This window comes from Bacillus sp. DTU_2020_1000418_1_SI_GHA_SEK_038, assembly GCF_032341175.1.
In the GTDB taxonomy this organism is placed as follows: domain Bacteria; phylum Bacillota; class Bacilli; order Bacillales; family Cytobacillaceae; genus Cytobacillus.
Window position 1 is genome coordinate 3,311,188 of the sequence record NZ_CP135435.1, and the last position, 20,989, is coordinate 3,332,176.

19 protein-coding genes and 1 riboswitch are annotated in these 20,989 nt (G+C 38.2%); of the genes, 2 read left to right on the forward strand and 17 right to left on the reverse strand.

All coding sequences use genetic code 11. The features are described 5' to 3' along the window. Positions 1 to 28: 28 nt before the first annotated feature. From RRV45_RS16595 to RRV45_RS16610, 4 genes are all read right to left on the reverse strand, one after another. Complete coding sequence (locus RRV45_RS16595; RefSeq protein WP_315665791.1) at positions 29 to 496, reverse strand: acyl-CoA thioesterase; 468 nt, start codon at positions 494 to 496, stop codon at positions 29 to 31. Between the two features lie 120 nt (positions 497 to 616). Then, positions 617 to 1,378, reverse strand: a complete 762-nt coding sequence (sdhB, locus tag RRV45_RS16600; RefSeq protein WP_315665792.1) for a succinate dehydrogenase iron-sulfur subunit — start codon at positions 1,376 to 1,378, stop codon at positions 617 to 619. A 19-nt stretch (positions 1,379 to 1,397) separates the two neighbouring features. Next, on the reverse strand, positions 1,398 to 3,149 hold the full coding sequence (sdhA, locus tag RRV45_RS16605) for a succinate dehydrogenase flavoprotein subunit (protein ID WP_315665793.1): 1,752 nt from the start codon (positions 3,147 to 3,149) through the stop codon (positions 1,398 to 1,400). A gap of 68 nt (positions 3,150 to 3,217) precedes the next feature. Continuing rightward, entirely contained in the window at positions 3,218 to 3,826 is a 609-nt protein-coding gene (locus RRV45_RS16610) for a succinate dehydrogenase cytochrome b558 subunit (RefSeq protein ID WP_315665794.1), read from the reverse strand. A gap of 385 nt (positions 3,827 to 4,211) precedes the next feature. On the opposite strand from RRV45_RS16610, the gene RRV45_RS16615 reads away from it, so the two are divergent. Next, positions 4,212 to 4,667, forward strand: a complete 456-nt coding sequence (locus RRV45_RS16615) for a YslB family protein (RefSeq protein ID WP_315665795.1) — start codon at positions 4,212 to 4,214, stop codon at positions 4,665 to 4,667. 50 nt (positions 4,668 to 4,717) lie between these two features. On the opposite strand, the gene RRV45_RS16620 is transcribed toward RRV45_RS16615, so the two are convergent. The 13 genes from RRV45_RS16620 to zapA form a co-directional block, all read right to left on the reverse strand. Beyond that, a complete protein-coding gene (locus RRV45_RS16620) occupies positions 4,718 to 5,947 on the reverse strand; it encodes an aspartate kinase (RefSeq protein ID WP_315665796.1) in 1,230 nt (409 codons plus the stop codon). Between the two features lie 170 nt (positions 5,948 to 6,117). Continuing rightward, positions 6,118 to 6,297: riboswitch (Lysine riboswitch) on the reverse strand. Positions 6,298 to 6,361: 64 nt separating this feature from the next. Beyond that, positions 6,362 to 8,134 (reverse strand): excinuclease ABC subunit UvrC, encoded by a 1,773-nt coding sequence (gene uvrC / locus RRV45_RS16625; RefSeq protein ID WP_315665797.1) that lies wholly within the window; start codon positions 8,132 to 8,134, stop codon positions 6,362 to 6,364. A 70-nt stretch (positions 8,135 to 8,204) separates the two neighbouring features. Continuing rightward, positions 8,205 to 8,519: a thioredoxin gene (gene trxA, locus RRV45_RS16630; RefSeq protein WP_315665798.1), complete on the reverse strand. Its 315-nt coding sequence runs from the start codon at positions 8,517 to 8,519 to the stop codon at positions 8,205 to 8,207. A gap of 201 nt (positions 8,520 to 8,720) precedes the next feature. Further along, the gene (locus RRV45_RS16635; RefSeq protein ID WP_315665799.1) at positions 8,721 to 9,698 is read right to left on the reverse strand and encodes an electron transfer flavoprotein subunit alpha/FixB family protein; all 978 of its coding nucleotides are present in this window, start codon (positions 9,696 to 9,698) and stop codon (positions 8,721 to 8,723) included. Positions 9,699 to 9,738: 40 nt separating this feature from the next. Further along, positions 9,739 to 10,512, reverse strand: coding sequence for an electron transfer flavoprotein subunit beta/FixA family protein (locus RRV45_RS16640; protein ID WP_315665800.1), 774 nt, complete (start codon positions 10,510 to 10,512; stop codon positions 9,739 to 9,741). Positions 10,513 to 10,712: 200 nt separating this feature from the next. After that, the gene (locus RRV45_RS16645; protein ID WP_315665801.1) at positions 10,713 to 11,486 is read right to left on the reverse strand and encodes an enoyl-CoA hydratase; all 774 of its coding nucleotides are present in this window, start codon (positions 11,484 to 11,486) and stop codon (positions 10,713 to 10,715) included. 39 nt (positions 11,487 to 11,525) lie between these two features. Next, on the reverse strand, positions 11,526 to 12,113 hold the full coding sequence (locus RRV45_RS16650; RefSeq protein ID WP_315665802.1) for a TetR/AcrR family transcriptional regulator: 588 nt from the start codon (positions 12,111 to 12,113) through the stop codon (positions 11,526 to 11,528). A 234-nt stretch (positions 12,114 to 12,347) separates the two neighbouring features. Continuing rightward, positions 12,348 to 14,051: an AMP-binding protein gene (locus RRV45_RS16655; RefSeq protein ID WP_315665803.1), complete on the reverse strand. Its 1,704-nt coding sequence runs from the start codon at positions 14,049 to 14,051 to the stop codon at positions 12,348 to 12,350. Positions 14,052 to 14,421: 370 nt separating this feature from the next. Beyond that, positions 14,422 to 14,829 (reverse strand): DUF350 domain-containing protein, encoded by a 408-nt coding sequence (locus tag RRV45_RS16660; RefSeq protein ID WP_315665804.1) that lies wholly within the window; start codon positions 14,827 to 14,829, stop codon positions 14,422 to 14,424. An 18-nt stretch (positions 14,830 to 14,847) separates the two neighbouring features. After that, the gene (locus RRV45_RS16665; protein WP_315665805.1) at positions 14,848 to 17,202 is read right to left on the reverse strand and encodes an endonuclease MutS2; all 2,355 of its coding nucleotides are present in this window, start codon (positions 17,200 to 17,202) and stop codon (positions 14,848 to 14,850) included. Between the two features lie 55 nt (positions 17,203 to 17,257). Next, the gene (gene polX, locus RRV45_RS16670) at positions 17,258 to 18,988 is read right to left on the reverse strand and encodes a DNA polymerase/3'-5' exonuclease PolX (RefSeq protein WP_315665806.1); all 1,731 of its coding nucleotides are present in this window, start codon (positions 18,986 to 18,988) and stop codon (positions 17,258 to 17,260) included. A gap of 103 nt (positions 18,989 to 19,091) precedes the next feature. Beyond that, positions 19,092 to 19,634 (reverse strand): CvpA family protein, encoded by a 543-nt coding sequence (locus RRV45_RS16675; protein WP_315665807.1) that lies wholly within the window; start codon positions 19,632 to 19,634, stop codon positions 19,092 to 19,094. A 3-nt stretch (positions 19,635 to 19,637) separates the two neighbouring features. Next, the gene (gene zapA / locus RRV45_RS16680; protein WP_315665808.1) at positions 19,638 to 19,901 is read right to left on the reverse strand and encodes a cell division protein ZapA; all 264 of its coding nucleotides are present in this window, start codon (positions 19,899 to 19,901) and stop codon (positions 19,638 to 19,640) included. Between the two features lie 126 nt (positions 19,902 to 20,027). On the opposite strand from zapA, the gene rnhC reads away from it, so the two are divergent. Next, positions 20,028 to 20,969: a ribonuclease HIII gene (gene rnhC / locus RRV45_RS16685; protein WP_315665809.1), complete on the forward strand. Its 942-nt coding sequence runs from the start codon at positions 20,028 to 20,030 to the stop codon at positions 20,967 to 20,969. Positions 20,970 to 20,989: the final 20 nt, after the last annotated feature.

Consider the following 20,989-nt stretch of genomic DNA (forward strand, 5'->3'; position numbering starts at 1 on the left):
AGGTTTTATTTTAAAAAAGTTATTAATATTATTTAATAAGCTTCATAACATGATTTAGAAGCAATGTTTTCATTTCTTCTGTCCATGGATAGCCTTTCCCTGTTTTCTTTGAAATTTGGACCATCGTCCCCCTTCCAGTAAAACAGACGGAGCCATCCTCTTTTTTTCCCATATAGTGAAGATCTACTGAGGATGTACCGATTGAAGCAGCCTTCACATATACCTTAATATGTTCATCAAAAAAAACTTGCTTTAAAAAATCGCACTGCAAATCAGCTACAACGGGAATGGTTTCATTTTTCGGATTAACCCAATCCTGCATAAAACCGATGTTTTTGAAAAACTCGATTCTTGCAACTTCAAAATAGGTAAAGGGAACCGTGTTATTTAAATGACCAAACATATCTGTTTCGGAAAATCGGACCTTAACGGGATGAAAAAATTCAAAACCTTCTTCCCACGAAGGAAAATCCTTAATATAGCTAATTCTGTTCACGTAAGCTCCTCCATTCTAATCAAAATGAATACCCATTCATTTATTCTACCATTATATAACTAGCAGAATGAATTGGAAACAAAAAAACCCTCTTCAAGGAGAAGGGGGTTTTTTCGTTTATTAAACTTGATCGCTTCCGAAGAAGTTTTTGAAAGATTGTAATGTAGCTGCACGGTTTACAGCAGCGATTGATGTTGTAATTGGAATTCCTTTTGGACATGACTGCACACAGTTTTGGGAGTTCCCACAGCCTTGCATACCGCCATCTTCCATAAATGCATTTAGACGTTCTGCTTTATTCATTTCCCCTGTTGGATGGGCATTAAATAGACGTACTTGGTTAAAGACAGCAGGTCCCATAAAGTTTGATTTGCTGTTTACGTTAGGACATGCTTCTAAACATACACCACAAGTCATACATTTAGATAATTCATATGCCCATTGACGCTTTGGTTCAGGCATACGTGGTCCTGGACCAAGATCATACGTACCATCAATAGGGATCCAAGCTTTTACCTTTTTCAATGAATCGAACATACGGCTGCGGTCGACTTGCAAGTCTCTTACAACCGGGAATGTACGCATTGGCGCTAAGCGGATTGGCTGTTCTAATTGGTCAACTAGGGCCGAACAAGATTGGCGCGGCTTGCCGTTTATAATCATTGAACACGCACCGCATACTTCCTCAAGACAGTTCATATCCCATGCTACTGGTGTTGTATTGTCACCTTTCACATTAACAGGGCTGCGGCGTATTTCCATAAGTGCTGAAATAACGTTTAAATTCGGACGGTACTCCACTTCGAACTCTTCATCATAAGGTGCAGAATCTGGATTGTCTTGACGAGTTATAATAAAGCGAATTGTTTTTTTGTCACTCATCACTTACTCTCCCCTTCTCTTAATGTTTTTTTGTATAGTCACGTTCACGTGGTTTAATTAATGAAATATCAACTTCTTCATAATGGAACGCTGGTGCTGACTCTTCACCAGTAAATTTCGCCATCGTTGTCTTTAAGAATTCTTCATCATTACGTTTAGGGAATTCTGGTTTGTAATGAGCGCCTCGGCTTTCATTACGGTTATAAGCACCGATAGTAATGACACGAGATAAATGGAGCATATTTTTCAGCTGGCGAGTAAATGCAGCTCCTTGGTTACTCCATTTTGCTGTATCGTTAATATTAATGTTTTTGAATCGTTCCATTAACTCAACGATTTTTTCATCAGTTTTTAATAATTTGCTATTTTCACGAACAACTGTCACATTATCAGTCATCCACTCACCAAGCTCTTTATGAAGAACATAAGCGTTTTCTGTTCCATCTAAGGACAGGATGTCATTCCATTTTTCTTCTTCTTCTTTCACATGGCGATCAAATACAGAAGAAGAAATAGAATCAACGCTTTTCTCTAGACCGTTAATATATTTAACTGCATTTGGTCCTGCAACCATACCTCCGTAAATAGCGGAAAGCAGGGAGTTTGCACCTAAACGGTTTGCACCGTGCTGCGAATAATCACATTCTCCTGCAGCAAATAAACCAGGAATGCTCGTTTGTTGTTCGTAATCAACCCATAGTCCACCCATAGAATAGTGAACAGCTGGGAAGATCTTCATCGGAACTTTACGTGGGTCATCACCCATGAACTTCTCGTAAATTTCAATGATACCGCCAAGTTTAATATCAAGCTCATGGGAATCTTTATGAGATAAGTCAAGATACACCATGTTTTCTCCATTGATTCCTAACTTTTGATTGACACACACATCAAAAATTTCACGTGTTGCAATATCACGCGGAACTAGGTTTCCATATGCAGGATATTTCTCTTCAAGGAAATACCAAGGCTTTCCATCCTTATATGTCCACACTCGTCCACCTTCACCACGTGCAGATTCGCTCATAAGACGAAGCTTATCGTCTCCAGGGATTGCAGTTGGGTGGATTTGAATAAATTCACCATTCGCATAATAAGCTCCTTGCTGATAAACAATAGAAGCAGCCGATCCTGTATTGATCACGGAGTTCGTTGATTTACCGAAGATAATTCCAGGGCCGCCTGTAGCCATGATAACTGCATCTGCTGCAAATGTTTGAATTTCACCAGAAGTTAAGTTCTGTGCAGAAATTCCACGGCAAACTCCATCATCATCAATAACGGCACCCAAGAATTCCCAGCCTTCGTATTTCGTTACAAGTCCTACAACCTCTTGACGACGAACTTGCTCATCCAATGCATATAAAAGCTGCTGCCCTGTTGTAGCTCCAGCAAACGCAGTACGGTGATGCTGTGTTCCACCAAAGCGGCGGAAATCGAGTAAACCTTCAGGTGTACGATTAAACATAACACCCATACGATCGAATAAGTGAATAATACCAGGTGCTGCTTCACACATTGCTTTAACTGGCGGCTGGTTCGCTAAAAAGTCTCCGCCGTAAATAGAGTCATCAAAGTGAATATATGGTGAATCTCCTTCACCCTTTGTATTTACAGCTCCGTTAATACCGCCTTGGGCACAAACAGAGTGAGAACGTTTAACCGGAACTAAGGAAAACAACTCAACCGGAGTCCCTGATTCTGCAACTTTAATTGTTGCCATTAAGCCGGCTAGACCGCCGCCGACAACGATTACTTTACCTTTAGCCATAGTGACTCACTCCCTATTACTTTGTAAAACTAAAGCATAATTTTTATCCGAACATTTTCTATTATTAATTAAACAAATGCTGTAATCGCACGAATACCTACAATTGATAATAAAATAAAGATAACAATTGTAGCGTATGTAGTTATTAATTGTGAACGAGGAGAAATTGTAATTCCCCAGCTTACACAGAAAGACCATAATCCATTAGAAAAGTGGAAAATTGTTGAAATAACGCCTACAATATAAAACCAGAACATAAATGGATTCGAAAGAATATTCTCCATCATTTGGAAATTAACATCTGCACCGAATGCAGCTTGTACACGAGTTTCCCATACATGCCATGCAATGAAAATAAGTGTAATAACGCCAGACACACGTTGCAGCATGAACATCCAGTTACGGAAAAATCCATATTTGCTTACATTATTTTTTGCTGTAAAAGCAATATAAAGCCCATAGATGGCATGAAATAATAAAGGCAAGAAAATAATAAATGTTTCTAAGATAATTCTAAACGGCAGACTCTCCATAAAACCTGCTGCCTTATTAAAAGACTCCTCTCCCCCTGTTGCAAAATGATTGACTACTAGATGCTGAACTAAAAATAGCCCTACTGGTATAACACCTAGTAATGAATGCAATCTGCGACTTAAAAACTCTCGATTACCCGCCATGATTTACCCCCCTAATTTTTTGCAAGATGTATGGTGTCGTTACTTCGTATATAAGAATTTTCACCAAAACATCAATTCGAAAATGGCATATCATTTTCTTACAATTATGTGACATGTCCATTTTACTCCCAACATCTTAGAGCGTCAAGGAAACGATTACATAAAATATTTTAAATATTAAAATCATAAAAATATATTAGTATTGTATATTTTTCCCTATTAATTATGTATTAACCATTATTATTAAGTGTTAACACTTTTGGTTTAATATATCAAAAAAGCATTAATCTTCCACTGCAAAACAGTCCGCTTTTTCGTCATTCTATATCTAAATTTCTTCTCATTTGTATATAATAGAAGAATAATAGAAAGAGGGGATTTAAGCTTGAATGAAACAGCTACAGAATTAAGACCAATTGAACAAAAAAACGAGTTCATTTCTGTCTTTGGATACGAACTTATTAGAGAAGTTCTTTTACACGACATATTAGGCGATGATACGCCTGAAATATTATATTGGGCTGGAAAAAGCCTTGCACGTAAATATCCACAAGAGTCAATATCTCACATGATTGATTTCTTCAAGCAGGCTTCATGGGGAAACCTAGTCCTAAAGAAAGAATCAAAAAGTGAAATGGAATTTGAGCTTTCTAGTTCTTTCATACAGGAGCGATGCAAAAAAAATAGCCGATGCACTTTTCAGCTCGAGGCAGGGTTTATTGCTCAACAAATTGAACTTCAATCTGAAGTCATTTGCGAAGCATATGAACATCCTAATAAAAGAAAAGGAAAAGTTCAGTTTACAATAAAATGGGATAAAAAGGACAAAACCGAATTTTAACTTTAAATAATGATAAAGAGGCTGTTCATTATGACAGCCTCTACTCTATTTTATGATTCAATTGGTATACCAGATAAATGAAAAGCCTCGTGAAGGGCCTCAACAGCCTGTACCATTTTTTCTTGTCCAATAACCGTTGAAACCTTAATTTCCGATGTACTCACCATCTTTACTTCGATGTCATTGGAGGCCAGCACTTCAAACATCTCTGCTGCTACCCCTGGGTTTGAAACCATTCCTGAACCAATAATTGAAACTTTGGCAAGTCCTGTCTCTGACTCAATTCGGCTATAGTTTAATTTCATCTTACAGTTTTCTAGAACCTTTATGGCGTCATCGAGATCTTGATTTTTAATCGAGAAGGATAGATTAGTTGATTGCTCTGCCAGTGTACTTTGAATAATAATATCAACATTTATATGATTTTTTGCTAATTCAGAGAAAACTGTCGATAAGCCAATTAAAGAATTCGGCAACCCAATAACAGTGACTCTTGTGATTTCATTCTCAAATGCAATTCCGCGTACAACTAGATTTTCCTCCATATTTACTTCCTCCTCAATAATAGTGCCCGCTTCTCTTTCACTGCTTGAACGAACCTCAATTGGAATATTAAAGTTTTTTGCAAATTCTACTGCCCTAGGATGCAAAACGCCAGCTCCTAAATGGGCAAGCTCAAGCATTTCATCATAGGATACCGCCGATAATTTTCTTGCGTCTTTAACATAGCGCGGGTCTGTCGTAAACACTCCAGTCACATCTGTATAAATATCGCATTTATCCGCTTTTAAAGCCGCGGCTATTGCGACTGCCGTAGTGTCTGACCCCCCACGCCCTAATGTTGAAATGGCTCCGTCTTCCGTAATTCCTTGGAACCCCGCAACTATAACAATCCTTCCTTGGTTAAGCTCACTCTTCAACCTTGAAGTATCAATATCCAATATTCTTGCATTTCCATGTACTGACTCTGTTTTGATTCCAGCCTGCCAGCCTGTTAAGGATACAGCAGGAAAGCCCTTTTCTGATAAAGCCATTGCTAATAAAGAAATCGTCACCTGTTCACCAGTAGTTAAAAGCATGTCCATTTCTCTTTTGCTTGGAGAGGAGGAAATTTCCTTTGCCAAACCGACAAGATGATCTGTAGATTTTCCCATTGCGGATACAACCACAATAACATCATTGCCCCTATTCTTTTCCTCGATTACACGATTGGCAACGTTTCGGATCTTTTCTACATTAGCAACAGAAGTTCCACCAAATTTTTGGATGATAAGTCCCATGTTTTCCCCTCTTTCTTATTTTGCAAATTATTGAATTAGCAGCTATCCTTCAATTGCCTTTATAAATTATGCAGAAAATGCCCGATTGATTGGATTTTTGCATAAAAAAAAGCAATGAGATCCTATCTCATTGCTGTGTTTATAAACGTATAAAAAAATACGATTTTACACAGTGAGATAGCTCTCCAAGACGGTTTTGTCTTGACAATCTTACATTTATTCAATGCAAGACCAGCGAAAAAAGTTATGAGACTTTGTCCACTTCGGCAAACATTCCCTTTCAAAGCTTTTCATTGAAGCTCATTCTTCTCCAAGCTTTTACTATTGAAGTTCGCACCTCTACCTTCACTTTAATACTATAAAGTGATATTAAATTTTCAGTAATTATAGCACGTTCAATTTCTTCTCACAATACTATTCCTGTAATTTTCTTTTTAATTCTTCCGCAATATTTGCAGGAATACCGATTTTTCTAAATTCCTCAATGCTAGCCTCTTTCATCTTTTTGACGGACCCAAAGGTTTTTAGCAGCTGTTTCTTGCGCTTTTCCCCAATCCCAGGGATTTCATCAAGCACTGACTGAAAGGCGTTTTTTCCTCTTAGCTGACGATGGAAGGTTATGGCGAAACGGTGGACTTCATCTTGAATTCTTTGCAGCAAATAGAACTCCTGACTGTTACGCCCAAGAGGAATCATTTCTAACGGATTCCCGTACAAGAGCTGTGAAGTTCTATGCTTCTCATCCTTAACTAGGCCAGAAATAGGAATATCAAGATTTAATTCATTTTCCAATACATCTCTTACTGCTTCAACATGCCCTTTTCCTCCATCAATAATGAGCAAATCTGGAAGGGGCAGGTTTTCTTTTAATACTCGAGAATATCTTCTACGTACTACCTCGCGCATAGAATCATAATCATCCGGACCCTGCACGGTTTTTATTTTATATTTACGATATTCTCTTTTCTCTGGCTTGCCATCAATAAAAACAACCATGGCAGATACTGGATCTGTTCCTTGAATATTTGAGTTATCGAAGGCTTCAATTCGATGAGGGGTATAGATCCCTAGCTGGTTCCCCAAATTTTCAACCGCTTTAATGGTTCGTTCTTCATCCTTTTCAATAAGGGAGAACTTTTCTTGAAGGGCAATTTTAGCATTTTTACAAGCTAATTGGACTAAATCCTTTTTCTGGCCTCGTTGCGGTTGGATTGTTTTTACTTCTATAAGCTCTTCAGCCATATTGGAATTAACCGTATTGGGCAGCAATATTTCCTTAGGCTTAAAATGATTAGCCTTTAAATAGAATTGACCTAGAAAAGTTAACATTTCTTCATCGGGCTCATTGTAAATTGGAAACATCGAAACATCCCGTTCGATTAATTTACCTTGTCTAATAAAGAAGACCTGAACACACATCCAGCCTTTGTCGACAGCGAACCCGAATACATCTCGATCTGTAAAGTCTGTAGTTGTAATCTTTTGCTTTTCCATCGTTGCTTCAATATGAGCAATTCTATCCCGAAACTCCTTTGCCTTTTCAAAGTCAAGTTCTTCGGCAGCGGCTGTCATTTTTTGTGTTAATTCAGCTTTTATTTCCTTGTAGCCTCCATTTAAGAAACGGGTGATCTCATCAACCATTGTTTTATATTCTTGCTCGCTTACTTCATTTACACAGGGAGCTAAACATTGTCCTAAATGATAGTAAAGGCAAACACGGTCAGGCAAGGTTGTACATTTTCTTAATGGATAAATTCGGTCAAGCAGCTTTTTAGTTTCATTTGCAGCATGGACATTTGGATAAGGCCCAAAATATTTCCCCTTATCTTTTTTGACCTTTCGGGTAGTTATGAGGCGGGGATGTCTCTCGGCAGTTAGTTTTATAAATGGATAGGTTTTATCGTCCTTGAGCATAACATTATATTTAGGATCGTACTTTTTAATTAAGTTCATCTCAAGAATTAATGCTTCCATATTAGAGGATGTCACAATATATTCGAGGTCTTCTATTTCATTGACTAATCTTTGTGTTTTTCCGTCATGTGAACCAGTAAAGTAGGATCTGACACGATTTTTTAAAACCTTTGCCTTTCCTACGTAGATGATAGTTCCTTGACGGTCCTTCATTAAATAGCACCCCGGCTGATCGGGCAACAGCATTAATTTATTTTTAATAATTTCATTCATTTTATTATCACTTCCGAATAGAAATGCGTAAGGGGCCGACTAAGTCAGACCCCTTACAAATCTAATCTTATTATGCATGTTTTGATAGAAGTTCTGCAAGAGCTTCTTTAGGCTGGAAGCCAACCACTTTGTCTACAACTTCTCCATCTTTAAAAACGATTAAAGTAGGGATGCTCATGACACCATATTTTCCTGCAGTTTCTTGGTTCTCGTCTACATCAAGCTTGACGATTTTAACTTTATCGCCCATTTCTGTATCAAGCTCTTCAAGTACTGGAGCAATCATTTTGCAAGGTCCGCACCATGGTGCCCAAAAATCTGCCAATACAACTCCTGAACCAGTTTCAGTAGAAAAAGTTTGATCTGTAGCGTTTATAATAGCCATTGATATGCCTCCTATTTTTAAGAAAATTAATAAATATAACGACAGTATACCATTGTTTATTCCCTCATGCTAACGATTTGCTTCGAACGTAATTTCCCCTAAATTTTCTATAACTATTCATATCTCATTTTCATTTTGGGATTATTCCTATAATGAAAACAAGCGGCATTTTGCCGCTCATTTTTCGCTTATATCATAGGCTTATGCATTTATTAACAGTTTCTTAAACTCTTCTGTAAGCATTGGAACTACCTCAAACAGGTCCCCAACAATCCCATAGTCTGCAACTTTAAAAATATTTGCTTCTGGGTCTTTATTTATTGCTACAATGACTTTGGAGTTTGACATACCTGCAAGATGCTGAATGGCTCCGGAAATTCCGCACGCAATATAAAGGTCTGGTGTAACAACCTTACCTGTTTGGCCAATTTGCAATGAATAATCGCAATAATCAGCATCACAAGCACCACGAGAAGCTCCAACTGCTCCATTTAGAACTTTCGCAAGCTCTTTTAATGGACCAAAGCCTTCCTCACTTTTAACTCCACGCCCTCCAGCGATTACAACCTTTGCTTCAGAAAGATCGACTCCTTCGCTTGCTTTGCGGACAACCTCTTTAATAATGGTGCGAAGATCTTTAATGTCAACAGATAGAGTAGAAACGTCTCCAGACCTAGATTCATCCTTTTCAAGCGGGCTAATATTATTCGGGCGAATAGTAGCGAAAATTAAACCATCTGTAACAATTTTCTTTTCAAAAGCTTTTCCTGAATAAATTGGACGAGTGAATACTAAATTGCCTCCTGCTAATTCTAAGGCTGTTACATCGGAAATCAATCCAGAGCTTAATTTAGCAGCAATTTTTGGAGCTAAATCCTTCCCTAAAGCTGTATGACCAAAAATCAAGCCATCCGGCTTTTCTGCATCAATGACAGCCATAACAGCCTGTGAATAGCCATCAGATGTATATTGCTTAAGTTTTTCATCTTCAATGGTTACGACACGGTCCGCACCATATTGGATTAATTCTCCGCCTAAAGCGCTTACAGAATCGCCAATTAAAATTCCTACAACTTCTCCGCCTTCTGCTGCCGTTTTTGCCGCAGCTACTGCTTCAAAGGATACATTACGCAATGATCCATCACGGACTTCACCTAAAACTAAAACTTTTCTAGCCATTATGCTTTACCCCCTGCGTTCATATTCTTGTATATTCCGATCAGACTACTTTTGCTTCTGTATGAAGAAGTTGCACTAGTTCTTTGACTTGATCTGCAAGCTCGCCTTCGAGGATTTTTCCAGCCTCTTTTTTAGGTGGCAGATAGATTTCAATTGTTTTTGTCTTTGCCTCAACATCGTCTTCTTCAAGATCAAGATCATCAAGCTCTAGCTCATCAAGCGGTTTTTTCTTCGCTTTCATAATTCCTGGCAATGATGGATAGCGAGGCTCGTTTAAGCCTTGCTGAGCTGTTACTAATAAAGGCAGGCTTGTCTCGATTACTTCGGAATCCCCTTCGACATCACGAATAACTGTTACATTGCTGCCCGCAATATCGAGCTTTGTAATCGTTGTAACATAAGGGATGTTGAGAAGTTCAGCTACTCGTGGTCCAACTTGACCTGAACCGCCGTCAATCGCAACGTTTCCAGCAATAATTAAGTCAGCATCCTTGTCTTTTAAGTATTCAGAAAGGATTTTTGCAGTTGTATATTGATCACCGTATTCTAGGTCATCTTCTGTATTAATTAACACAGCTTTATCAGCACCCATAGCAAGGGCCGTACGAAGCTGTTTCTCAGTTTCTTCATTTCCGACAGAGACAACAGTTACCTCTCCGCCATTTTCATCACGGACCTGAATGGCTTCTTCGATTGCATATTCATCATAAGGATTAATGATAAATTCTGCTCCATCTTCGTTTATTTGACCACCTGAAATCGTAATCTTCTCTTCTGTATCAAAGGTTCTTTTCATTAAAACATAGATGTTCATAATATCCCTCCTAATAATAAAAGCGTATGACCTCGAGCCCCCAGGCACAGTAGGCAGATAGTAAAATCGTAAGTGCCGAAGCAAAAACATTTTATTACTTCTAAAAATTAAGATAATTTATTTCATACAGAATGTTCACCCTGTACATGCTTATTATAATAGATTGCTAGAAAAATTGTTATCGGAAAAAATTATTATTTCTATTTTCCAATAAATTTTGGTTCTCTTTTCTCGATAAATGCAGAAATCCCTTCTTTTCCATCTTCTGAGACGAATACATCTCCGAACAATTTTGCTTCCATCTTAACTCCTTCAAAGTATTCTTTAGTTTTAGGGTAATTTAAAAGATCGATAGCAGCCTTAATGGAAACTGGGCTCTTCTTGGCAATTTTCTTTGCCATGTTATAGGCATTTTCTAAAAGCTCGCTTTCAGGGTAAGCATGATTGGCAAGACCATACTGTACTGCTTCCAAACCCGTAATAGGATCACTTGTAAATAGCATTTCGGCAGCTTTAGCTGTGCCAACAAGTCGCGGAAGACGCTGTGTTCCTGCAAATCCTGGGATTAATCCAAGCTGAAGCTCAGGAAGTCCAAGCTTTGCATTCTCAGCAACTAGTCTGAAGTGACAACCCATAGCTAGCTCTAGTCCACCGCCAAGTGCGGCACCATGAATAGCAGCGATGATAGGCTTAGGGAATGTTTCCATTCGTTCAAATAATTTCTGGCCATAGGTTGAAAGACTAGAAAAATCATTTCCAGATTCAATTGTTGTAAATTCTTTAATATCTGCACCTGCTGAAAAGAAACAGCCTTCTCCGTGTATTAAGATGACCCTAATTTCGTCATTTGCTTCAATTTCATCTAATACGGCGGATAACTCTTTCAATACTCCTGAAGAAAGAGCATTTGCCGGAGGACGTTCAATCGTAATAGTAGCTACCATATCCTGATAAGACCATTTTAAAAATTCCATATTTCATCCATCCCCTTTTCTTTCAATACTATGCAATGGCTAATGACGCGCGGCACAGCCATTGAGAAGTAGTTGATGCACTGGGCCTGCTAACGAGGGCAAATCATATTTTTGCTCATTCATGACCCAGGTTGTAACTGTCTCATCCATCGTGCCAAATATCATTTGGCGTGCTAATCGGGTATCTAAAGCGGCTGAAAACTCCCCGGTTTCCTTTCCCTCTATTAGGATTTTTTCCACTAAAGAAAGAACACCTTTTAGAACTTCATTGATTTTATGACGGATTTCCTTATTGGACTGTCTTAGCTCCAATTGAGTCACGATAGCAAGATGGCGATTCTCAGAAAGCATATTAAAATGTGTTTCAACCAATACTAATAATTTCTCCGCAGCTGATTCTTTTCCTGCAATTTTTTCTTTATATTTCTCAACAAAGTATCCCATTTTTTCTTGAAAGAGAGAAATGAGAATATCTTCTTTATTCTTAAAATATAAGTAAATCGTTCCGTCAGCAACTCCAGCCTGCTTGGCAATTTTGGAAACCTGTGCTTGATGGTAACCATTCTCTGCAATGGCTATGACTGCAGCATCAATGATTTGACGATACTTAGGTTTATTTTTTTTCACAGTGTCCCTCCTTCCAAGAATGTGTAAGCTGATTTTAGTATAAGGGGCGATTAATTGCTAAATGATAATGAATGAATCATCATTCATATTTTTATAATAGTGCCACAATTCCGTTCTGTCAAGAATCTGTTGTGCAGTTTTTGATGGACGGATTTATTATGTCATTTATTTAATAATGGTACAAGCCTATTTCGTCAAAAATAAAGAGCCGAAGTAGAAGCTCGGACTCAAAAATTAAGCCTGCTTTTCCTGATCATCAGTTAATTTCTTTTTCTCTTCATCTATCAGTGCTCTTTTTAATATTTTTCCAACGGCTGTTTTTGGAAGCTCGTTACGGAATTCGTAAAGTCTTGGAACCTTATAGGCCGCAAGATATTTTCGAGCAAACTCATTTAACTCTTCTTTATTTGCAGTTGCCCCTTCTTTTAAGACGATGTAAGCTTTAACAGTTTCTCCACGATATGGATCAGGTATACCGGCTGCTACAACTTCCTGCACGGCAGGGTGCTCATAAAGGACTTCTTCAATTTCACGCGGATAAATATTATAACCTCCAGCGATAATCATATCCTTCTTACGATCAACTACATAGAAATAGCCTTGATCATCCATATATCCGAGATCTCCAGTTAATAACCAGCCATCCTTTAGGGATTGGGCTGTTTCCTCTGGACGATTCCAATATCCCTTCATAACTTGAGGTCCATTTACAACAATTTCACCAACCTCACCTGGCGGAAGAAACTCTCCTGTCTCCAATGATAGAATTGCAGCATTAGTATCAGGCCAAGGTACACCTATGCTTCCCTTCACACGCGGGCGGTCCCAGAGGAAATTCGAATGAGTAACCGGTGAAGATTCTGTTAAACCATAGCCTTCAACAAGCTTCCCGCCTGTTATCTCTTCAAACTTTTGCTGAACCTCTACTGGCAGAGCCGCTGATCCGCTTATACATGAATCAATAGAGGAAAGATCATACTTCTTTAAATCTGGGTGGTTTAATAATCCGATATAAATCGTAGGCGCCCCAGGGAAAAGAGTCGGCCGCTGTTTTTGAATCGTCTTTAGTGTTGTCTCTACATCGAATTTTGGCAGCAATACCATTTTGTGTGCTTCCATAACAGATAAAATTAAAACGGTTGTCATTCCATAAACATGGAAAAATGGCAATAATCCAAGAACCACTTCCTGACCCGGTTTACATTTATACAGCCAAGCCTTACACATAGAAGCATTCGCTACAAGGTTCCGATGCGTTAGCATAACCCCTTTTGGAAATCCGGTTGTTCCCCCTGTATATTGTAATAATGCTAAGTCCTCTTCAAAATCAAATTCATATTCCTTCAGTGTTTTTGTTGGCTGCTTTAGAATTTCAGTTAATAAATGGTTGCTTCCTTCATGCCTGACATTTACAACGATTCCATATTGTTTTTTTTGCACAAATGGGTATAGCAAGTTTTTCGGAAATGGAAGGAATTCTTTGATAGCGGTTACAATAACATGCTGTAAATCCGTTTGCTGTTTAACCTTTGTTACCCTTGGAAATAAAATGTCCATTGTTATAATGGCTTTTGATCCAGAATCCTTCATTTGGTATTCAAGTTCCCGTTCTGTATACAAGGGATTTGTTTGTACAACAATTCCTCCTGCCATTAAGATTCCGTAATAACTAATAACAGCCTGCGGAATATTCGGCAGCATAATAGCGACTCTATCACCTTTCTCAATTCCGAGTTCCTGAAGATAGGAAGCAAGCTTTAAAGACAATTCATAAATTGTTCGATAAGTAAATTCCTTTCCCATAAAATGAATCGCAATTTTCTCTGGATGATCATCAGCCGCTTTTTTTAAATAGTCTTGAACCGGCTGATTCGGATATGTCAAAGATGAGGGTATTTCTTCCGGATACGTTTGAAGCCATGGTTTATTCGTTACCAATATATTCCCTCCTTTTTAATCGTTAAATATTTAGAACATTCAAATTGTTCATTCTTATTATAATATAATGAAGTTTACATGACAATTAGAATAATAGGTTATTGTATATTTTTAACATGTCCTCATAAGCAATTAATTTATTATGTAAGATTTAATATAGTTATCATGTTTCAATTCTAGAAAGTGAAGAATTAAAACTTATGGTAATACAAAAGAACGCAAAAAAATCGCCACATCACTATGGCGATTAGAAAACTATACTAAAAAAATATTAAGCGATAAATAATAAGTATATAGCACCAATTACAATAAACAACCCACAAAGAACAAATAATACTTTTGCTAATTTCTCCACTTAGTTCCCCGCTCCTTAAGATAAACCTGCCCCGATAATGTACGACAATCCAATCGAAATAACCATGGATATGAATCCAACTGCTTTATTATTATTTTCAATTTCTTCATCAATCCTGTATTTTGGTGTAAGGAATTCGAATATAAAATAACCAATTAACAATAGAAAGAAGCCGAAAACTCCCCAGCTGATCATAGTGAAAAGTGTATCATTATGCATAATGGAATGTCTAAAAATATTGGCAATCCCAAATATCTTTCCCCCAGTTGCCATAGCAACCGCTACATTCCCGTTTTTGATTTCTTCCCAGTTCCGATATTTCGTGACCAATTCGAAAACAGCTAAGAATACAATCATACATAAAACGACAACACTGTAATACCCCGCTGTTTGCACAAATTCATTTTCCCAAAATTGGTTCATTTTTTCTCTCCCAATCTGTTATTTAAGCTCAACGACCGTTACACCTGATCCGCCCTCGCCTGCTTCGCCGAATCGGATTTTTTTGACTGAACGATGATTTCTTAAATATTCCTGTACACCCTGTCTAAGAGCCCCAGTTCCTTTTCCATGTATGATGGAAACACGCGGATAAGCAGCTAGCAGTGCATCATCGATATATTTCTCCACTCGAAGCAGAGCATTTTCATATCGTTCCCCTCGCAGGTCTAGCTCAAGACTAACATGAAAGTCTTTACCCTTTACAGTTGCCATTGGTCTTGTTTCTACTGGTTTTGGACTCTTAATGAACTCCAAATCCTTTTCATTCACCTTCATTTTCAAAATCCCAATTTGTACTTGCCATTCTTTTTCAGATGTCTTCTCAATCAAAGTACCCTTTTGGTCAAAGCTTAGAACCTTAACTTCATCTCCAGGCTTTAACACATGTTTATCTTTACTTGCAATTAGTTTTTTCGGCTTTTTAATTTTTGGCGCTGCCTCTTCCAGACGTCTCTTCGCTTCAATTAATTCATGCTCTTTTATTTCTGCTGCTTTTTCGATACGCATTTTTCTTAAATCACGGATAACTTTTTCTGCTTCAGCTTTCGCCTGATCAATAATAGCTTCGGCTTTTTCTGCCGCCTTTTCATGCAGAGTATCTTTCTGCTCATAAAATTCGATCATTTGCTTTTGCAAATCTTTATGAAGCTTTTCAGCACTTCTTAATAGCTCATTTGCTTCTTCCCTGTCTGCTTCAGCCTCTTTTCTGCTTTCCTCCAACGATGCGATCATATTCTCTACCTGGTTGCTGTCCGCACTAATATAGGAGCGTGCTGTATCGATCACATCATCTTGCAGGCCAAGCCTCTTGGAAATTTCAAATGCATTGCTTCGGCCGGGAACGCCTATCAGCAGCTTGTATGTCGGGCTAAGTGTATCAATATCAAATTCTACACTCGCATTGATGACTCCTTCCCGATTATAACCATATGCTTTTAATTCAGGATAATGAGTCGTTGCAATAACTCTTGCTCCTCGTTTATATACATAATCTAATATGGAAATAGCAAGAGCGGCCCCCTCTTGAGGGTCTGTTCCTGCACCTAATTCATCAAAGAGAACAAGACTGTTAAAGTCCACCTTATTTAGAATGTCAACAATATTCACCATATGAGAGGAGAAGGTACTAAGACTTTGTTCGATAGATTGTTCATCGCCAATATCTGCATATACAGCATCAAAGACAGCAATTTCAGATCCATCTAAGGCTGGGATTTGCAGTCCAGCTTGAGCCATTAGCGTACATAAGCCAACTGTTTTTAATGTGACGGTTTTCCCTCCGGTATTTGGACCTGTTATAACAATGGTCGAAAAGTCTTTTCCTAATGAAATGTCATTCGCTACTACAACGTCAGCAGGAATAAGCGGATGACGCGCCTTAAATAGTGATATTCGGCCCTCATTATTTACCTTAGGCTTTGATGCTTTCATCCGGTTGCTGTAACGCGCTTTTGCAAACATAAAATCTATTTCGGTTAGAACATCAACAATTTCTTCTAGCTCAGAACTATTTTCTGCTACATTGCTTGAAAGTTCTATTAGAATCCTTTCAATTTCCTGCTGCTCTTTCACACGAATTCCCTGAAGCTCATTATTTAATTGAACAATCGATTGAGGTTCAATAAATAACGTTTGGCCTGAAGAGCTTTGATCATGGATGATTCCACCATAATGGCCTTTGTATTCCTGTTTAACCGGAATAACAAAGCGATCATTTCGAATCGTAATAATGGCATCTGAAAGCATTTTCTGTGCATTTGACGAACGAATCATGCTTTCTAATCTTTCTCTTACCCGGGATTCTTTCGTACGCAATTGATTTCTAAGAGAGCGAAGTGTATCACTTGCACTATCCAAAACTTCTCCGTTATCATCGATTGCATTTCTGATCGTTGTTTCCAAATCAGCTAGGACGACAATTCGACTTACATAGCTGATTAGGATGGGCAAACTCTCATTTTCATCTTCAAAATCTTCGATAAATCTTTTAATTTGTCTGCTCCCATGAACAGTGCTAGCTACTTGTGTTAATTCATGCGGGCTTAGCATTCCGCCAATGATTGACCTTTTGACATGCGGCCGTATATTATATATTCCGCCTAGCGGGACGTTTCCTTTTATTCGAAGCACCTTTACAGCTTCATCTGTTTCTTCCTGCCACTGCTGAACTTTTTCAAAATTGACTGATGGCAATAATTGCTCTGCTTTTCTTCTTCCTAACTCAGATGATACATGCTCGAGTAATTGTTCTTTTACTTTATTAAACTCCAGCACTTTAAAAATTCTTTCCTGCATGAGGATGTGACCTCCTATTCGAAATGCAAAAGGGCCGCTGAAGCTAACAAATAGGCTAGCTTCCTATCTTTCCCTTGTTGTTTAGTAAATCCAGCAGCTCCCCGATATCCATAGCGTTAAGGACACTGCTTTTCTTAATCCAGCCTTTTTTTGCTGATGACACACCGATAGACATATGTTCCAATGTGTCCATCTTATGGGCATCCGTATTAATAACTATTTTCACTCCAGCTTCTTGAGCCTTGCGAATATATTGTGGCGCAAGGTCGAGCCTGTTTGGATTTGCATTTAATTCCAAGACGGTATTCGTTTCTTTTGCTAGTTCAATCAATAAATCGATATCCACTTCATAGCCATCTCTCCGGCCAATCATTCTGCCAGTAGGGTGAGCGATGATATCAACATGTGGATTCTCCAAGGCTGTTTTTAACCGTTCCATTATTTTCGCTTTTGGCTGTGAAAAGGCAGAGTGAATAGATGCGATGACGATATCCATTTCCGCAAGCAGTTCATCATCATAATCTAAAGTTCCATCAGGCAAGATATCCATTTCAACACCTGATAAAATAGTTATATCATCATAGCGCTCGTTTAGTCGTTTTATCTCTTCTTTCTGCTTCCTCAGACGTTCAGGAGTAAGGCCATTTGCTACCTTCAAATATTGTGAGTGATCCGTTATTGCTACATATTTATAGCCTCTGGCACGACAGGCTTCAACCATTTCTTCAATCGTATGGGCGCCATCACTCCAAGTCGTGTGCATATGCAGATCCCCATTTATATCAGAAAGAGTGATTAAATCCATGTCAGCAGAATACTCATCTACTTCCTTTCCATCTTCCCTGATTTCAGGAGGAATATAAGGGAGTCCGAAATGGGCATAAAACTCTCTTTCTGTTGTAAAAGTAGCAACCTCACCCGTTTCATTATTTTCTACTCCATATTCGCTAATCTTTTCCCCGCGTTCTTTAGCAAGCTGGCGCATTCTTACATTATGTTCCTTGGAGCCAGTAAAATGATGAAGAGTAGTGGCAAATTCCTCAGGTGTAACTAGACGAAAATCAACAGATATATCATAGCTATGTCCGAGAATAATTGAAACCTTTGTATTCCCTGCCGCAATAGTCTCCTTAATCAGTGGAAGAGCTAATAGTTTTTCCTTTACAGCCGCAGGTTTAGTCGTTGCAATAATAAAATCTAAATCCTTTATAGTTTCTCTCACTCTTCTTAAGCTGCCTGCCCGTGAAAAATTTTCAACTTCACTCATATCATTTAAAACAGATTCGATAGAATCTGCAATCGGAAGCATATAGGCTAGTGGAAGACGTTCTGGTCTGCCCCCCACTTGATTTAATGCAGCGAGAAGCTTTTCTTCTGATTTTTCCCCAAATCCCGCAAGAGCCCGTACTTGTTTATTTCGGCAAGCTGTTTCCAAGTCAGCGGCATTTTCAATCCCTAGCTCTTTATGCAGCTTCGCAATTTTTTTGCCTCCAAGACTCGGCAATTGAAGCAGCGAAATTAATCCTTTTGGAACTTCTTCCTTCAGTTCGTTCAATACAGTTGAATGTCCTAACTCTATATACTCCTCAATGACTGCAGAAGTTCCCTTTCCAATCCCGGAAATTTTCGTAAAATCTTCTATTTCAGTTAAACTTTGATCATTTGCCTCTAAAGCAGCGGCCGCTTTACGGAATGCTGCTATTTTAAAAGGGTTTTCTCCCTTTAGCTCCATATAAATCGCAATCGTTTCTAAGAGCCGTGTAACATCTTTTTTATTTACTTCCATCTATTACCACCTGCTTTTTTTGTAAACTTGTAATATGAATATTGTTTCCTATAATAATTAGTTTTTACCTGCTTAAAAAGAAAACTTCTCTGCCTTAGAGAAGTTAAGAAGCCATGTATTCAATCCACATCTCCTTTATAGATTGAGAAAATATCGGAGTATTTTTGACAATTCCCTTTGCCATAAAGGAATCATTTATGGCATTCTGTATGGAATCTACTGGTACTAATGCAGCTATGTATAATAGAATAAACATGATAAGATATATTTCTATAAATCCTAATATTCCGCCTGCCCATACATTTAATTGCTTTAAAACCGGCAGATGTGTAACGAAATCAAGCATACTTCCGATCATATGCAGGACAATTTTTACCGCAAAAAAAATCACGACAAAGGCAATGGCGCGATAGTAAGCATCTTCAAGATTGACCTCATCAAATAGCATTCTTATTGTTGAATTGCTTTGGAGATTTGGGTAAGGAACCCATAAGGTTAATTTAGGGGCCAGCTTTTCAAAATACATATGAGCAACAATAAATGCAATAATAAAGCCGACTAAATGGATTAATTGCAAAATAAAGCCCCTCTTTAAGCCAACGAAAAAACCTATTATTAAAAAAATGAGTATAGCAAGATCTAGCATGACTTATTCAGTCCTTTTCTCTTTTAATTCAATTTCAAGCCTTTCTAGACGGTCCTTTAGCTTGATATAATCATTAACCGCATTGACAGCCGTTAAAACGGCTAATTTACTGCTGTCGAGATAAGGATTCTTGGAACTAATTTCACGCATTTTATCATCAACCGTTGAGGCAACAAGTCGAACATGGCTATGACTCTCAGTTCCGATAATTATATATTGCTGACCATATATATCTACACTTGTACGGTTTTTTTGTTCTTCTGACAATCGTCATGCCTCCATTCCGTTAGAATCCTAATCAATATCATAACATGAAACATAAAATCGTGGGAAGTAGAAGCATGACAAAAAAACACAGAATATGTAAACTCCTATAGGAAAGGGGCAAAATGTATGAGCAATGTTGTTCTTGTTAAAGATTTAAATGAAATTGGTGAGATGAAAATATATTATCATCGCTATCTTTCTGATAAAAATCCACCTGGCAGTATCTTTGCCGCGAAAACACCAGCCTGTTCTATTACCGCCTATAAATCCGGAAAAGTATTATTTCAGGGTAGCGGCTGCCAGGAAGAATCAGCCAAATGGGGACAGCCTGCCAAACAATCTGAATCTCCCAAAAAGGGCAGTTCCAATTTAACTCACTTGCCAAAAAATATTAGCACGCTTTCTGTTATTGGCTCAGATGAAGTTGGGACAGGGGATTATTTCGGACCTATTACAGTAGTTGCTGCCTATGTGAACAAGGAACAAATTCCATCGCTAAAGGAATTAGGCGTGAAGGATTCGAAAGACTTAAATGATGAAAAGATTGTGAGCATTGCCAAGGAAATTAAAGATATTATCCCTTATAGCCTATTAACATTGCACAATGAAAAATATAATAAACTACAGCAATCAGGGATGTCACAGGGCAAAATGAAAGCTTTGCTTCATAATCAAGCCATTGGGCATCTCTTAAAAAAAATTGCCCCGGACGTTCCAGAAGCGATTTTAATTGATCAATTTGCTAAAGAAGAAGTGTATTATTCATACCTTAAAAAAGAGTCAGTCGTCCAAAAGAAAAATGTTTATTTTAGTACGAAAGCAGAGGGCATTCACCTGGCAGTAGCAGCTGCATCGATCCTAGCAAGGTATGCATTTATCAAGCACTTTGATAATTTAAGCAAAGCTGCTGGGTTTACCATCACAAAAGGTGCTGGGGCAAAGGTCGATGAGGCGGCTGCGAGGATTATTCATGAAAATGGGCTAGAAAGTCTGCCAGCATTCGTCAAGCTTCATTTTGCTAATACGGACAAGGCCAAGCGATTATTTGCTTTGAAATACCGCAAATAAAAAACTAGGGATGCCTAAAT

What these genes read in the sequence shown, in the direction of transcription:
- sdhB (WP_315665792.1), bottom strand. Translation starts at nt 1,378, where the DNA reads ATGAGTGACAAAAAAACAATTCGCTTTATTATAACTCGTCAAGACAAT.
- sdhA (WP_315665793.1), bottom strand. Translation starts at nt 3,149, where the DNA reads ATGGCTAAAGGTAAAGTAATCGTTGTCGGCGGCGGTCTAGCCGGCTTA.
- RRV45_RS16610 (WP_315665794.1), bottom strand. Translation starts at nt 3,826, where the DNA reads ATGGCGGGTAATCGAGAGTTTTTAAGTCGCAGATTGCATTCATTACTA.
- RRV45_RS16620 (WP_315665796.1), bottom strand. Translation starts at nt 5,947, where the DNA reads ATGGGACTTATCATCCAAAAATTTGGTGGAACTTCTGTTGCTAATGTA.
- uvrC (WP_315665797.1), bottom strand. Translation starts at nt 8,134, where the DNA reads ATGAATGAAATTATTAAAAATAAATTAATGCTGTTGCCCGATCAGCCG.
- trxA (WP_315665798.1), bottom strand. Translation starts at nt 8,519, where the DNA reads ATGGCTATTATAAACGCTACAGATCAAACTTTTTCTACTGAAACTGGT.
- RRV45_RS16635 (WP_315665799.1), bottom strand. Translation starts at nt 9,698, where the DNA reads ATGGCTAGAAAAGTTTTAGTTTTAGGTGAAGTCCGTGATGGATCATTG.
- RRV45_RS16640 (WP_315665800.1), bottom strand. Translation starts at nt 10,512, where the DNA reads ATGAACATCTATGTTTTAATGAAAAGAACCTTTGATACAGAAGAGAAG.
- RRV45_RS16645 (WP_315665801.1), bottom strand. Translation starts at nt 11,486, where the DNA reads ATGGAATTTTTAAAATGGTCTTATCAGGATATGGTAGCTACTATTACG.
- RRV45_RS16660 (WP_315665804.1), bottom strand. Translation starts at nt 14,829, where the DNA reads ATGAACCAATTTTGGGAAAATGAATTTGTGCAAACAGCGGGGTATTAC.
- RRV45_RS16665 (WP_315665805.1), bottom strand. Translation starts at nt 17,202, where the DNA reads ATGCAGGAAAGAATTTTTAAAGTGCTGGAGTTTAATAAAGTAAAAGAA.
- polX (WP_315665806.1), bottom strand. Translation starts at nt 18,988, where the DNA reads ATGGAAGTAAATAAAAAAGATGTTACACGGCTCTTAGAAACGATTGCG.
- RRV45_RS16675 (WP_315665807.1), bottom strand. Translation starts at nt 19,634, where the DNA reads ATGCTAGATCTTGCTATACTCATTTTTTTAATAATAGGTTTTTTCGTT.
- rnhC (WP_315665809.1), top strand. Translation starts at nt 20,028, where the DNA reads ATGAGCAATGTTGTTCTTGTTAAAGATTTAAATGAAATTGGTGAGATG.